This window comes from Leucobacter chromiireducens subsp. solipictus, from assembly GCF_016758195.1.
Taxonomy (GTDB): domain Bacteria; phylum Actinomycetota; class Actinomycetes; order Actinomycetales; family Microbacteriaceae; genus Leucobacter; species Leucobacter solipictus.
Genome location: NZ_QYAC01000004.1, coordinates 389,527 through 404,279, shown reverse-complemented (window position 1 = coordinate 404,279; position 14,753 = coordinate 389,527). Strand labels below are relative to the sequence as shown.

The window sequence follows — 14,753 nt, the reverse complement described above, 5'->3', positions numbered from 1 at the left end:
GCACGGCGCGGAACCGCGGCGGGCGGGGCTTCGGCCCCGCCCGCCGTTTCGCGTCCCGGACTACTCCAGCTCGCCGGTGATGCGGCCCCGCACGCGGCGCAGATCCTCCATCAGGGAGCCGATGAGCACCCAGTGCTCCGGGTGCGGCTGCGGGATAGTGTACGGCTGCGTGAGCGCGGGCGGCTCGACCGGCACGGGGACATCCGCGGTGATGTGCCCCAGGCGCTCGAGATCGTGCGCGGCCCGGCGCATCTCTTCGACCATGCCGATCACCGAGGGATCCGTCACGAGCGCCGGATCGTAGAGATCGGCGAGCGCCCGAGCCATGCCGATCACCTGGGTGACGATCCGCTGCAAGCGCTGGAACAGCTCGTCGTCTTCGGCGAGCCCCTCCCGATAGCGACGGCTGCGCGGATTGAAGCGCAGGCTCTCTCGCGCCTGACGGAGCAGGTCGTGCACGCGACCACGCTCGGCCTGCAGCGTGCGGGCATCGGCAAGCATGCCCGCGAGCCAGGCGCGATCACGCGGCGCATCGAGCGCGTCCGCGATCCGGAGCAGCACGCGCGCGGTGTGATCGGTGAGATCGATGATCGCCTCGTTGACGGAGGACGTGCGGACAGGGGCGACCACCAGCGCGTTGAGCGCGACACCGATCGTGGCACCGATGGCGGTCTCGATCAGGCGCTCGGCACCGTAGTCGAGCTCCAGGCCGCCGAGCGCGATCATGAGCAGCGCCGTGATCGCGATCTGGTTGGTCGACGACGGGCTCATGCGCAGCAGCCAGCCGACGGCCATCGCGACGCAGATCGCGGCGATGAACAGCCACGATTGGGGGCCAAAGAGCGCACCGGCACCGAGCGCAACGGAGATTCCCACGAGCACCCCAACGACGCGCTCGATGCCGCGGGTGAGGGACTGGTCAACGTTGTCCTGCATCACGATCAACGCGGCGATCGCGCCGAAGATCGGGAGCTGCTCGGGGAACACGAGCAGGCACACGAACCAGGTCAGGATCGCCGCCGCGGCACCCTTCGCGAGCTGGAACCACGAGGGTCGCACCGCGACAGTGAACCGGCCGGTCAGGTCCCGCTCAAACCGTCGCCACGGGTGAGTGGCCGGGCCGCTCACAGGACTCCGAGCTTTCGGAGCTCCTCCCGCAGCTTTGCGCCGTCCGGGCCGTAGACCCAGGGCACGCCGCTCGTGCTGCGGTTCAGGCGCGCCTTGGACCGTCCGCCCGCGAGTACCGCTTCGCCGACCGAGAGCTGCCGGATCGCGACCGCGGCAACGTTCTCCGGGTGCGCGGTGGCAAACTCGTGGTAGAGCGACTCGTCGTGCTGTCCGTCGTCGCCGATCAGCACCCAGCGGACATCCGGGAACTCCGCCGCGAGCCGCTTGAGCTCCCGGCGCTTATGCTCGGTCCCGCTGCGGAACCAGCGGTCATGCGTCGGGCCCCAGTCGGTGAGGAGCAGCGGGCCCATCGGGTACAGATTACGCGCGAGGAACCGACTGAGTGCGGGCGCGGCGTTCCATGCCCCGGTGGAGAGGTACACGACGGAGGAGCCGGGATGACGGGCGATGAGATGATCGAGCATCACGGCCATCCCGGGAGTCGCGGAGCGCGCGTGCTCATCGAGCACGAAACTGTTCCAGGCGGCCACAAAAGGCTTCGGGAGCGCGGTAATGAGGATCGTGTCGTCCACGTCGGAGATGACGCCGAACTTCGCGGCGGGATCGACGATGTTCACGGGCGCATCCGCGGCCTCGCTGTCCCCGGCGCGCAGCGTGACGGTGTGCCAGCCCGGCGTGAGCGTGACGGGGATGATCGAGTCGATCACGCCCCCGCGATCCGCGGTCACCTCGGCGACGAATCGGCCGTCGATGTGCACGCGCACCGGCTGATGGGGGACCGAGAGGCTCGTGAAGGTGCGCCAGCCGCGCACGCGCGAGACCTGGGCGACATCGGGTCGGAACCGGGTGTGCTCGCGCGTTTCGGGTTTGAGATAGAGCACGCGGCCCAGCACCCGGACCCAGTCGGTGCCGCCATAGCCGATGTAGGGAATCACGGAGGGGACTTTGCCCCGCGTGATGGCGCGGCGAGAACGTCGAACGTGAATCCAGTCCTCGAGTCGCGCCGCGAAGCGGGGACGGGCGTCGGGCTGGTCGGGGGCAGTCACCCGCCTAGTCTAGAGCGTTGCCCTGTCCGGCCGCTGACTCTGGCGCGTCCGATTCGAGTTGCAGATGCGCGCGCTCGCGGTGCATGAATGCGCGTTTCAGCCCCCAGAGCACGAGAACGATCAGCAGGGCCGCGGCGACGAAGATATAGCCGGCGCCCTTCACTTTCCCGGCGAGCTGGTCGTAGCCCGCCGCGGCGCTCGCCCCGAGCGAGACGACGATGAACGACCAGACGACGCTCGCGGAGGCCGTCCACGCGAGAAAGCGCCGGTAGGACATGCCCGCCATGCCTGCCGTGAGCGGGATGAGAGAGTGCAGCACCGGGAGGAACCGCGAGAGGAACACGGCGACGCCGCCGCGCTCCCCGAGATAGTGATCGGCGAGCTGCCAGTTCCGTTCCCCGAGGCGACGACCGAGCCGGCTGACGCGCAGCCGAGGTCCCGCCCAGCGGCCCAGGGCGTAGCCGATGCTCTCGCCCATGATGGCACCCACCACGAGCGCGCCGACGAGCCAGCCGTACTGCGCCGGCGTCTCGGTCCCGATCGCCGCGACAATCGCGATGGTGTCGCCCGGGACGATGAGCCCGATGAACACCGAGGTCTCGAGCATGATGCCGATGCCCGCCACGAGGATGCGCAGCGTCGGATCGAGATCGCGCAGCGCCGCGATCAGAGTGTCGAGCAGCTCTGTCATGGCTCACAGTGTAGTAATGGCGAACGCCGTGAATCCGGGGAATTGCTGACGGTTTGGGTCGTCGTTGAGCGGGGGATTGCGTGCGGTGGACGCCCGGATTCTCGCCGGTGTCAGCAAACTTTCTTGATGCGAAGGAAAAAATTGCTTCACGTCGAAATTCATTCGCAGGAAACTCACAGATATTGCTAGTCTGACGGTAATCGGTCGCCGACCGGTAGCTCCGGCGAGAATGATATCTCGTGGCGGATCTCACTACGGGAGTGTCCCCTCCGTGTGGGGTGCGCACTCTGTCGTTCAGGAGCGATACATGAACGAACTTCTCGACGCCGTGACGCTGGCTCGCTGGCAATTCGGCTTAACCACGCTGTACCACTTCATCTTCGTGCCGCTCACGATCGGGCTCAGCCTGCTCGTCGCGATCCTGCAGACCGTGTGGGTCCGCACCGGCAAGGTGAAGTACCTGAAGCTGACGCGCCTATTCGGCAAGATCTTCCTCATCAACTTCGCGATGGGCGTCGTCACCGGCATCGTGCAGGAGTTCCAGTTCGGGATGAACTGGTCCAACTACTCGCGTTTCGTCGGCGATATCTTCGGGGCCCCGCTCGCGATGGAGGGCCTGATCGCCTTCTTCTTCGAGGCGACATTCATCGGCCTGTGGATCTTCGGCTGGGACAAGCTGCCAAAGAAGATTCACCTCATGACGATCTGGTTCGTGTGGATCGGTACTGTCCTCTCGGCGTACTTCATCCTCGCGGCCAACGCATTCATGCAGAACCCCGTTGGCTACTCCCTGAACGAGGAGCGTGGCCGCGCCGAGCTCGAGAACATCGGCGATGTGCTCCTGAACCCCGTCGCGGTGACCCAGTTCCCGCACACAATCTTCGCGGCGCTCATGTTCGCGGGCACCGTGATGGTCGCTGTCGCGGCCTGGCACCTGAAGCGCAACCAGTTTGTCGACGAGATGCGCACCGCGCTGCGTTTCGGCGCCTGGACCAACATCCTCGGCTTCCTCGGCGTGGGCCTCACGGGACACTCCCTGGGCCTCGTCATGACCGAGACGCAGCCGATGAAGATGGCGGCCGCCGAGGCGCTGTATGAGAGCGCCGCCGGCAAGGACGCGTCCTTCTCGCTGTTCAGCCTGGGCACCCCGGACGGCGCGCACGAGATCTTCTCGGTGCGCGTGCCGTACCTGCTCTCGTTCCTCTCGACCGGCACGTTCGACGGCGAAGTCGAGGGCATTCGCGACCTGCAGGCCGACTACACCGCGATGTACTGCGGTGGTGGCGACGCGCTGCTCACCTGCCCGAGCGACGGCCAGTTCGCGCCCATCATCTGGGTCACCTACTGGGCGTTCCGGTGGATGATCGGGCTCGGCGCACTTGCCGCCCTCGTCTCGGCCGTGGGGCTCTGGATTACCCGCAAGAACACGCAGCTCCCCGCGTGGGTGTGGAAGGTCGCGATCTGGACCGCGCCGATCCCGATGCTCGCGTCGCTCGTGGGCTGGGTGTTCACCGAGATGGGACGTCAGCCGTGGATCGTGTTCGGGGTGATGACCACCGAACAGGGCGTGTCGCCCGGCGTCCCGGCCTGGGCGGTGCTGATCTCCCTGATCGTCTTCACGATCGTCTACGGGGCCCTCGCGGTCGTCGAGTTCAAGCTCATCACCAAGGCGGCGAAGGAGGGGCCACCGGAGCTGGAGAAGACCGCCGACGGTGAGCCCGACCAGCAGTCGCTCGCGACGGTCTACTAGGAGGAACACGAATATGGAACTCACCACACTCTGGTTCCTCATCGTCGGGGTCATGCTGATCGGGTACTTCGTGCTCGATGGCTTCGACTTCGGCGTGGGCATGTCCCTCCCGTTCCTCGGGAAGGACAACACTGACCGCCGGCTCCTGATCAACACGATCGGGCCGGTCTGGGACCTCAACGAAACCTGGCTGATCGTCGCCGGTGCCTCGCTGTTCGCCGCGTTCCCCGAGTGGTACGCGACGATGTTCTCCGGCTTCTACCTCGCGCTCCTGCTTATCCTGGTCGCGCTGATCCTGCGCGGTGTCTCCTTCGAGTACCGCCACCAGGGCAAGGGAAAGAACTGGACGCGCTGGTTCGACCAGTTCATCTTCTGGGGCTCGGTGCTTCCCCCGCTGCTCTGGGGCGTCGCGTTTGCCAACCTCGCACAGGGGCTCCCGATCACGAAGATGGACAACGGCGGCTGGCTCTACGAGGGCACGCTGCTCACGCTCCTGAACCCGTACGCGCTGCTCGGCGGCCTCACGATGCTGCTGATCACCTTCACCCACGGGCTCGTGTTCGTGGCGCTGAAGACCGAGGGGGACATGCGGGATCGCGCCCGTGCGCTCGCGACGAAGGTCGGGATCGTGACGATCGTGGCCGGCGCCGCGTTCCTGATCTGGACGATCCTGCAGCACCTCGAAAGCGACAGCCTCTGGCTGATCGTCACCTGCGCCGCACTCGCTGCGGTCACCCTGATCGGTGGCTGGCTCGCGAACCTGCGTGGCCGCGAGGGGTGGGCCTTCGCGGCGAACGCGGTGGCGATCGCGTTCGCGCTGCTGACGATCTTCATGGCGCTGTTCCCGAACCTGATGCACTCCAGCATCGATCCGGCATTCTCCATGTCGATCGAGGGCGCTGCGAGCTCGCAGAAGACACTGGAACTGATGACCTGGGTCGCGGTGTTCACGCTGCCGCTGGTGCTGGCCTACCAGGCCTGGACCTACTGGGTGTTCCGGCGCCGGCTGTCGCGGGCCTCGATCGCCGCAGCCGCTCACTAGGGCGACGCGCTGGCGTGTGCGAGCACGCCAGCGCGTCCCTCCGGGGCGTGCACCCCGCCCGCACTAGACTGGCCACGCCCATTCCGATCTGCTCAGGATATTCGTGAAACCTTTTGATCCGAGGCTCCTGCGATACGCTCGCGCCTCGCGCCGCGTGTTTGCCCTGGGAGGCGTGCTGGGACTGATCCGCACGCTCGCGATCCTCGCATGGTGCTGGTTCCTGGCGCATGCAATCGTGGCGGTCGCGCTGCCGATGCTCGGGAACGACGGGGAGCGCCCCGGCCGGATCGCGGAGGGCGCCCCCACACCGGATCAGCTGCCGCTCCTGCTCGCGGGCGTGCTGCTCGCGCTCGGTGTGCGGTCCGCCGCGTCGTGGGGGATGGACACCGTTGCCGCGAGCGGCGCGGTACGCGTCAAGGCGCAGCTGCGGGCCGCGGCCCTCGACGCCTTCGATACCCGCTCGCCGGAGCGCGCGGGTGGCCGCTCAGACGCGGAGCTCGCCACCACCCTCGGGCGCGGACTCGACGCGCTCGACGGCTACTTTTCCGGCTACGTGCCGCAACTGATCCTGACCGCGGTGGCCACCCCGATCCTCGTCGTTGCCGTGCTGTTCGCCGACCCGGTCAGCGGCATCACCGTGCTCATCGTGTTCCCGATCATCCCGGTGTTCATGATCCTGATCGGCATGGCGACTCAGGCGGTGCAGGATCGCCAGTGGGCGCAACTGCAGCGCCTGTCGACCTCGTTCCTCGACGCGGTCGCGGGGCTTGCCACACTCAAGATTTTTGGTCGGGAGGGACGCCAATCGGCGCGCATCGCGGCCGAAACCGAGGAGTACCGCTCGCGCACCATGAAGGTGCTGCGCGTCACCTTCCTCTCCGGTTTTGTACTTGACCTCGCCGGCACCTTCTCGATCGCGCTCGTCGCGGTGACCGTCGGCACCCGGCTGGTCAACGGCGAGTTTCCGCTCGCGCTCGGGCTGTTTGTCCTGCTCCTGCTGCCCGAGGTGTTCATCCCCATCCGCCAGGTGGGTGCCGCATTCCACGCCTCCACCGAGGGCCTTGCGGCCTCCGGCGAGGTGTTCGCGCTGATCGATGAGGCGGGCGCCGCCGACACGGAGGCGAGCGACGCGCGCGTGACCGAGTCCGTCGACGGTGCGATCCGGCTCACGGGGGTGCAGCTCTCGCGGGGCGCGCGCAGCGTGGTGGGGCCCGTCGGCTTCGAGGTCGCCCCGGGCGAGTGCGTGGCGCTCGCCGGGCCGTCCGGAGCGGGCAAGTCCACGATCCTTGCGGCGCTGCTCGGGTTCGTGAGGCCCCGCTCGGGCGTGCTCGTGCGCCCAGCGGCGATCGCGTGGGCCGGGCAGCGGGCCGGGCTGTTGCAGGGCAGCATCGCCGACAACGTCGCGCTCGGCGCGGAGGCCCGCGACGATGCGCTCGTGCGGCGCGCCCTCGACGCGGCCGAGCTGCCCGAGATGCCCCTGGAGCGCGAGCTCGGGGCCGCGGGTGCCGGGGTGTCCGGCGGTCAGGCGCAACGCATCGCCATCGCTCGCGCGCTGTACCGGGCGTGGAGCCTGGGACCGAACGCGGCCCTGGTGCTCGACGAACCCACCTCGGCGCTGGATCGCGCCACCGAAGCGCGCGTCTGCGCACTGCTTCGCACCGAAGCCGCGAGCGGGCGCGCCGTGCTGGTCGTCAGCCACCGGCCCGCGGTGCTCGAAGCGGCAGACCGCGTCGTCTCGATCACCGCGGCACAGGCGACGGAGGTCGCACGATGAACACGGACCTGGATATGGGCGCGGGCGCGGGTACGGGCGCGGGCATGGGCACTGACACGGGCGCGTACCCCGCCGCGACCGCCCGCGGGATTCCCAACGCGCGACGTGCGGTGCTCGACCGCGCGATGCCGTCGCGACGTCGGCGATTTCCCGGGCTGGCCTTTGGAATCCTCGCCGACGCCTGCGTCGTCGCGCTGCTCGGCCTCAGCATGTGGTTGATCGTGCGGGCGGGGGAGCAACCCCCGATCCTGCACCTCACGTTCGCGATCGTGGGCGTGCGCGCGCTCGCGATCGGACGCGCCGCATTCCGGTACACGGAGCGGCTCTTCAGCCACGACGCCGCACTCGCACAACTCGCGACCCTGCGCGCGGACACCTTCAGTGCGCTGGTTCCCCGCGTTCCCGGCGCGATCGAGTCGCATCGCCGCGGCGAGGTGCTCGCCGCCTTCGTTGACGACGTCGACCAACTGCAGGACGAGCCGCTGCGCGTGCGCCAGCCGCTGCTCGTGAGCGCGGTGGTCGTCGGGCTGAGCATTGTGGTGGTGGCGCTGATCTCGCCGCTCGCTGCGGTGGTGCTCGCCGCGGTGCTCGGACTGTCCGGGGCGCTTGCGGTCGTGCTCGCCCAGCGCAGCGCCGGGGCGTCTGATCGGGAGCTGAGCGCGGCGCGCGCCGGACTCATCGACGCCCTGCTCGAACGCTTTGCCGCCGCCGAGGTGCTCGCCGCGTTCGGCGCGGTGGGGGAGCAGCGGGACCGGATCGCGGCCGCCGAGGCGCGCTTGTCCGCGGTGCAGTTGCGCCGTGCGCGCTCCGCGGGGGTAACCGGCGCGATTCTCGCGGCGGCGTCCGGGGTCGCCTCGATCGGCACGCTCCTCGTACTGCTGCCGGCGCTCGGCGCCGGGCTCTCCGCGCCACTCTTCGCCGCAGCCGTCGTGGTCCCCGCCGCGGTGTTCGAAATCTTCGCGCAGGTCCCGGCCGCGCTCGCGGCACGCCGCGCGGTGCAGTCGAGCGCCGATCGGGTCGCTCAGCTCACCGAGGTCGAGCTCGCCCCCGAGATCCCGCGCGAATCGCCGGATCGTGTCGGGGATCAGGAACCGGCCGGAGCTCCCGGCGATCCGGCGGCCCCGCTCCTCGAGGTTCGTGAGCTGTCCGTGCGCCATCCGGGTGCCAGCCGCGACGCGGTGCGCGGCCTGAGCTTCGCGCTCGGTGCCGGGGACACCCTCGTGGTGACCGGGGAGAGTGGCGCGGGCAAGAGCACGCTCGCGCTCGCGCTGGTGCGTTTCCTGAACTATGGCGGTTCGTACCGAGTGCGCGGCGTCGAGGCGAGCACGCTCCCCATCTCCGAGGTGCGGCGTACCGTCGGGCTGTGCGAGCAACTGCCGCACCTGTTCAACTCGGATCTGCGGCAGAACCTCAAGTTTGCGCGCGACACCGCCACGGACGACGAACTCATGGCGGCCCTCGACCGCGTGGGCCTCGGCGACTGGGCGCGGTCGCGGGGCGGGCTCGACGCCGCCGTCGGGGAGCACGGCGCGCTCGTCTCGGGCGGCCAAGCGCAGCGCATCGCGCTGGCCCGCGCGCTCCTCGCGGACTTCCCCGTCGTGGTGCTCGACGAGCCGACCGCCGGCGTCGACCGGGAGCTCGCCGACCGTCTCCTCACCGACCTCGTCGGCGCGGTGCCCGCCGACCGGGCCGTGGTGCTCATCACCCACACGGAGCTGCCCGCGGGTATCGACGCGGCCCGGCTCGAGCTCGTGGCCCCGCCCGCGGAGTAGTTCCCGCCCTGCTGGCCCGGGCCGGCGGGCGTTCCGGCGTGGTGGCCCGCCCGCAAGTCGTCCAAACGTAGGCAATTTCGCCAGCCCGAGCCAAATAAGCGAGAAAATGGCTCGGGCTAGCGAAATTCCCTCGGTTTGGGGGTGCCGGATCGTGCGCGGGGGCCGAGACTGACGCCGGGCTTAGGGCTGCGCCGGATCTTGGGCCGGGGCTTAGGGCTGCGTCGGATCCTGGGTCGGGGCCTAGGGTTGCGCCGGATCCTGGGCCGGACTGCCGAGCACCGGGGACCAGCGGCGGTCGAGGGCGGCACGGAACCACGCGAGACGCTCGGGGGAGGGCCCGGGCAGCGAGACGCCGTCGAGGTGGGTGACGGGGCGGATTCCGTGGAGCGCGTTGACGGCCCAGACCTCGGCGGCCTGCAACTCGGGAATGCTCGGGGTTCGCGCGGTGAGCGAGTAGGGCGCGCCGGGCCGCCCGGCCTCCGCGCGCAGCAGGGCTTCCGTGATCGAGGGCACGCGCGCGGCGGTCGCGACGACGTGCCCCGATCTTCCGCCAGAGGGCGCAGCGGGCCCGGAACCCACCGCCGCGGGCCAGTACACGATGCTCGTCGTGCCGCCCTCTATCGCATTGCCTGCCGCATCCTGGAGCAGCGCCTCGGCACCGAGTTCACGATTCAGCGCGCCGAGCACCGCAATGTTGGGACCCTTGCGGTCGGCGTGCTGAAGCCGCAAGGCCCCGGCGCTCCGCATCAGCATGGTATCCGTCAGCGTCGGGAGCGGGCGCAGCGCGAGGTCGAGCGCGAGTTCACGATTCGGCAGCCGCCAGAGCTCGAGGCGGGGAAAGCCCTGGCCGTAGTCCGCGATCCGCTCGCGCGCCTCGTCCAGGAACACGGGCAGCGCCGCTCGGATCTCGGGCACCCCGTACTCGGGGAGCCCGATCGCGTGCACCCCGTCCGGCTCATCATCGATCGTGCACTCCGGGACGTCTGCGCGCTCGTCACAGACCGCGAGCACGGCCGCAGTGAATCGATCAAGGTGATGTGCGAAACCGCGGACCTCGGCGACCCCGTCGGTGTCGCGGACCCGAAACGAGTCGGCGACACGGAGCGTGCGGGAGGGTGCGGGCATGCCGCGAGCGTAGCAGCCCGCGAGGGTGCGCGGACGGGGAGCGTGCGTGACCGCGCCGCTACACTGGCGAGGTGAAGAGTGGGGCAGCGGCGGGCGCACGCCGGGCGGTGCGCGTCGCGGGCGGTGCTGCGGGGTTCGCGCGTCGCGCGGCGGCCGAGGGTGCGTCGTGGTGCTGGCTGGATGGGGACTCCGCGGCCCCCGGTGAACCGCGCGCGAGCCTGCTCGGGGTCGCGGCGGAGACCCGCCTCGCCGCGCGCGGCCGCGAGCAGGAGTTCGTGCGCGGGCTCGGCGACACGACTCCGCCCGACACGACTCCGCCCGCGGGATCCGGCGAGCCTCGCCGCGCGGGGTTCACCTCGGGCTGGGTGGTGGCCCTCGGGTATGAGCTCGGGGTCGCCCTGCTCGGCGAGACTCCGGCACCGGACAGCGCGGCACCCGGGCTGGCGCTCCGACTCGACGCCGTGCTCGCGATCGACGCGCCCGCGGCGGGCCCCGCGGCGGGCCCCGCGGCGGCGGGCGAGGGCGGTGTCGAGGGGGGTGCCGACGGTGTCCTCGGAGAGCTCCGCGCGGACAGCGAGGCGGCACTCGACGCGTGGCTCACGCGGTACGGCCGGTTGCTCGGCGCTCCCGTGAGCGGACCCGCAGGTTCTGGATCCGACGCGAACGCAGATGCCGGCACCGACGCAGACGCCGACACAGACACAGACACAGACACAGACACAGACACAGCTCCGCCCGGACCTGCCGAGCACTCCGCCGCGGTGCACTGGCGACGCGACGACACCGAGTACGCCGCCGAGGTGGCGGCCTGCAAACGCGCGATCCGGGACGGCGAGGCCTACGTGCTCTGCCTCACGGACACGGCGGAAACGACGACGCAGGTTTCACCGCTTGACCTGTTTCTGCGGTTGCGCGCCGGCGGCACCGCGCTGCGCGGCGGGGTCATCGCGACGCCCGGCCGCGCGCTCGTGAGCGCGAGCCCCGAACGGTTCCTGTCGATCCGGGGCGACCGTGTTGCGACCCACCCGATCAAGGGGACCCGGCCGCGCGGGGCAGACCCGGCGAAGGACCTGGCGCTCTCGGCCGAACTCGCGGCGGACCCCAAGGAGCGCGCCGAAAACCTCATGATCGTGGACCTGATGCGCAACGACCTGTCCCGCGTGTGCGTCCCGGGGACCGTCGCGGTGGACGGCTTCCTGCGGGTCGAAACTCACCCGCACGTGCACCAGCTGGTGAGCACGGTCACCGGGCAGCTCGCGCCGGGCCAGGCGCTCCCCGAGGTGCTCGCCGCGTGCTTCCCCGGCGGATCGATGACGGGTGCTCCGAAGCGTCGCGCCGTGCAGCTGCTCGCCGCCCTCGAGGCCGGGCCGCGCGGTCTGTACGCGGGGTGCTTCGGCTGGGTGGACCGGGCCGGCGACGCGGAGCTCGCGATGACCATCCGCAGTGTGGAGCTGCGCAGTGTGGAGCTGCGAGGTGCCGGATCGGGTGGTGCCGGATCGGGCGATGCAGGATCGGGCGATGCAGGATCGGGAAGTGCCGGACCGGGCGGTGCCGGATCGGGCAGTGCCGGATCGGGCGGTGCCTGCGACTGGCACGCGTTCGTCGGGGCGGGCGGCGGCATCACGGCTGATTCTCGTGAGACGTTCGAGGTCGCGGAAAAGCACCTCAAGGCCGCGCCCATCCTCGCGCGGCTGGCGGAGGCCACCGGAGGGGCTCCTCGCTCACCAGCCGGTACCTGACGCCGATGAGCTCGGAGCCGGGGTCCGCGCGGCGGTCTCGGCTGAGGAGCGTGGCATCGGCGGCCCGGCGGGCATCGCGAACCCGGTATCCTGGAGGGTATGTGCCGTGCCCGAGCGCGGCGAGCCGAACCAAGATCGAGGTGTGTGTGACCGAGCAGCAGGGCCAAGAAGCCGAGGGCTATGACTTTCAGGCGATTCAGGATCGCTGGCTTCCCGTCTGGGACGAGCTGAAGCCGTTCGAGGTGGGGGCGGAGGCCTCGGATCGCCCGAAGAAGTACGTGCTCGACATGTTCCCGTACCCGTCCGGCGACCTGCACATGGGCCACGCAGAGGCGTTCTGCTTCGGCGACGTGATGGCCCGCTACTGGCGTGGCCAGGGGTACGACGTGCTGCACCCGATCGGCTGGGACTCCTTCGGCCTGCCCGCCGAGAACGCGGCGATCAAGCGCGGGATCGACCCGCGCGAGTGGACGTACGCGAACATCGAGCAGCAGAAGACGAGCTTCCGCCAGTACGCCCCCTCCTTCGACTGGAGCCGGGTGCTGCACACGAGCGATCCCGAGTACTACCGCTGGAACCAGTGGCTGTTCCTCGAGATGTACAAGAAGGGTCTCGCGTACCGCAAGGCCAGCTGGGTGAACTGGGACCCGGTGGATCAGACCGTGCTCGCGAACGAGCAGGTGCTCGCGGACGGCACCTCGGAGCGCTCGGGCGCAATGGTCGTCAAGAAGAAGCTCACGCAGTGGTACTTCCGCATCACGGACTACGCGGACCGGCTGCTCGACGACCTGGATCAGCTCGAGGGCCAGTGGCCGACCAAGGTGCTCAACATGCAGCGCAACTGGATCGGACGCTCGCGCGGCGCTGAGGTCGAGTTCGAGATCGAGGGGCGCGCGGAGAAGGTGCCCGTGTTCACCACTCGCCCGGACACCCTGCACGGCGCCACGTTCATGGTCGTTGCCCCGGATTCGGATCTTGCGGCGGAGCTCGTGGTGGATGCCGACGCGGACGTGCGGATGCAGTTCCAGGCGTACCTCGAGCAGACGCAGAAGCAGACCGAGATCGAGCGGCAGAGCACCGAGCGTGAGAAGACCGGCGTCTCGCTCGGCCGATTCGCGATCAACCCGGTGAACGGGGAGCGGATCCCCGTGTGGGCCTCCGACTACGTGCTGGCCGACTACGGCCACGGTGCGATCATGGCCGTCCCCGCGCACGATCAGCGCGACCTGGACTTCGCCCGCAAGTTCGGCCTGCCGGTGCGCGTGGTGGTCGACGTGCGCGACGAGGACGGCGCAGCGCTGCCGGATCCGGCGGAGAGTGGTGTGGCCACGGCGGGCGACGGCGTGCTCGTCAACTCCGCCGAGCTCGACGGGCTCGGCAAGACCGAGGCGATCGCGAAGGCTATCGAGGTGCTCGAGGCCCGCGGCACCGGCCGCGCCGCCACGACGTACCGGCTGCGTGACTGGCTGATTTCGCGCCAGCGCTACTGGGGCACCCCGATCCCGATCCTGCACGGGGCCGACGGCGAGATGCGCCCCGTCGAGGTGGCGGATCTGCCCGTGGAGCTGCCGGCCTCCGAGGGGCTCGACCTGAAGCCGAAGGGCAGCTCGCCGCTCGGCGCGGCGACGGAGTGGGGTACCGTCACGGACCCCGCGACGGGGGAGACCTGGACGCGCGATCCCGACACCATGGACACGTTTGTTGACAGCTCCTGGTACTACCTGCGCTTCCTGTCCGCGAACGATTCCACGCAGGCCTTCGATCCGGAGCTCGCCCGTCAGTGGGGGCCGATCGATCAGTACGCCGGTGGCGTGGAACACGCGATCCTGCACCTGCTCTACTCGCGCTTCATCACGAAGGTGCTGCACGATCTGGGCTACCTGAGCTTCGAGGAGCCGTTCACGGCGCTCCTGAACCAGGGCATGGTGCTGCAGGACGGCGCAAAGATGTCGAAGTCGAAGGGCAACCTCGTCGAGTTCGCGAGCGAACTGCAGGCGCACGGTGCGGACGCATTGCGGGTCACGCTCGCGTTCGCCGGCCCGCCCGAGGACGACATCGACTGGGCCGACGTGTCCGTGCAGGGCTCCGCGAAGTTCCTGGCGCGCGCGTGGCGCGTTGCCGATGACGTGGAGCGAGCCGGATCCCCGGTCGGCGGCGACGCGGCGAGCGGCGACACGGCGCTGCGCCGTGCCACGCACCACCTGCTCGCGGATGCCCCGGGCCTCGTCGAGGCGTACAAGTTCAACGTGGTCGTGGCACGCCTGATGGAGCAGGTCAACGTGACCCGCAAGGCGATCGACTCGGGCGCGGGGGCGGCCGATCCCGCGGTCCGTGAGTCCGCGGAAGCGATCGCGATGATCCTCTCGATGTTCGCGCCGTACGCGGCCGAGGACATGTGGGCAAAGCTCGGGCACGAGCCGACCGTGGCGCTTGCGACCTGGCCGAAGGCCGATCCGGCGCTGCTGGTCGAGGACGAGATCACCATGGTCGTGCAGGTCGACGGCAAGGTGCGCGACCGGCTCACTCTGCCCGCCGCGGTCACGGAGGCCGAGGCCGAGGCGGCAGCCCGGGCGTCCGCCGCCGTGCAGCGCGCCATCGGGGATCGGGTGATCGTGAACATGATCGTCCGCGTTCCGAAGATCGTGAGCATCGCGACCAAGCCCGCCTAAGCCGCGCTCGCACCCGT

At 69.9% G+C, this 14,753-nt stretch carries 10 protein-coding genes; 6 read left to right on the top strand and 4 right to left on the bottom strand.

What is annotated here, in order from left to right:
• Positions 1–60: 60 nt before the first annotated feature.
• The 3 genes from D3230_RS09775 to D3230_RS09765 form a co-directional block, all read right to left on the bottom strand.
• On the bottom strand, positions 61–1,059 hold the full coding sequence (locus D3230_RS09775; protein ID WP_337249145.1) for an FUSC family protein: 999 nt from the start codon (positions 1,057–1,059) through the stop codon (positions 61–63).
• 65 nt (positions 1,060–1,124) lie between these two features.
• Positions 1,125–2,174, bottom strand: coding sequence for an App1 family protein (locus tag D3230_RS09770; protein ID WP_337249144.1), 1,050 nt, complete (start codon positions 2,172–2,174; stop codon positions 1,125–1,127).
• A gap of 4 nt (positions 2,175–2,178) precedes the next feature.
• Positions 2,179–2,865, bottom strand: a complete 687-nt coding sequence (locus tag D3230_RS09765) for a DedA family protein (RefSeq protein WP_202344832.1) — start codon at positions 2,863–2,865, stop codon at positions 2,179–2,181.
• Between the two features lie 307 nt (positions 2,866–3,172).
• On the opposite strand from D3230_RS09765, the gene D3230_RS09760 reads away from it, so the two are divergent.
• From D3230_RS09760 to cydC, 4 genes are all read left to right on the top strand, one after another.
• A complete protein-coding gene (locus D3230_RS09760; protein WP_202344831.1) occupies positions 3,173–4,615 on the top strand; it encodes a cytochrome ubiquinol oxidase subunit I in 1,443 nt (480 codons plus the stop codon).
• A 13-nt stretch (positions 4,616–4,628) separates the two neighbouring features.
• Entirely contained in the window at positions 4,629–5,657 is a 1,029-nt protein-coding gene (gene cydB / locus D3230_RS09755) for a cytochrome d ubiquinol oxidase subunit II (RefSeq protein ID WP_202344830.1), read from the top strand.
• A 103-nt stretch (positions 5,658–5,760) separates the two neighbouring features.
• The gene (gene cydD / locus D3230_RS09750) at positions 5,761–7,431 is read left to right on the top strand and encodes a thiol reductant ABC exporter subunit CydD (RefSeq protein ID WP_202344829.1); all 1,671 of its coding nucleotides are present in this window, start codon (positions 5,761–5,763) and stop codon (positions 7,429–7,431) included.
• Positions 7,428–9,203, top strand: coding sequence for a thiol reductant ABC exporter subunit CydC (cydC, locus tag D3230_RS09745; RefSeq protein ID WP_237467256.1), 1,776 nt, complete (start codon positions 7,428–7,430; stop codon positions 9,201–9,203). Before cydD ends, cydC begins: the two co-directional genes overlap by 4 nt.
• 240 nt (positions 9,204–9,443) lie before the next feature.
• Here cydC and D3230_RS09740 read toward each other — a convergent pair whose 3' ends face one another.
• Positions 9,444–10,328: an aminotransferase class IV gene (locus D3230_RS09740; protein WP_202344828.1), complete on the bottom strand. Its 885-nt coding sequence runs from the start codon at positions 10,326–10,328 to the stop codon at positions 9,444–9,446.
• A 71-nt stretch (positions 10,329–10,399) separates the two neighbouring features.
• On the opposite strand from D3230_RS09740, the gene D3230_RS09735 reads away from it, so the two are divergent.
• Together D3230_RS09735 and leuS are read left to right on the top strand one after the other, a co-directional pair.
• Complete coding sequence (locus tag D3230_RS09735; protein ID WP_337249143.1) at positions 10,400–12,067, top strand: anthranilate synthase component I family protein; 1,668 nt, start codon at positions 10,400–10,402, stop codon at positions 12,065–12,067.
• 140 nt (positions 12,068–12,207) lie between these two features.
• The gene (leuS, locus tag D3230_RS09730) at positions 12,208–14,736 is read left to right on the top strand and encodes a leucine--tRNA ligase (RefSeq protein ID WP_420029029.1); all 2,529 of its coding nucleotides are present in this window, start codon (positions 12,208–12,210) and stop codon (positions 14,734–14,736) included.
• Positions 14,737–14,753 lie beyond the last annotated feature (17 nt).

Bases quoted from the DNA above. Each gene is read 5' to 3' on its own strand.
- D3230_RS09765 (WP_202344832.1), bottom strand. From the start codon at position 2,865: ATGACAGAGCTGCTCGACACTCTGATCGCGGCGCTGCGCGATCTCGAT.
- D3230_RS09760 (WP_202344831.1), top strand. From the start codon at position 3,173: ATGAACGAACTTCTCGACGCCGTGACGCTGGCTCGCTGGCAATTCGGC.
- cydB (WP_202344830.1), top strand. From the start codon at position 4,629: ATGGAACTCACCACACTCTGGTTCCTCATCGTCGGGGTCATGCTGATC.
- cydC (WP_237467256.1), top strand. From the start codon at position 7,428: ATGAACACGGACCTGGATATGGGCGCGGGCGCGGGTACGGGCGCGGGC.
- D3230_RS09740 (WP_202344828.1), bottom strand. From the start codon at position 10,328: ATGCCCGCACCCTCCCGCACGCTCCGTGTCGCCGACTCGTTTCGGGTC.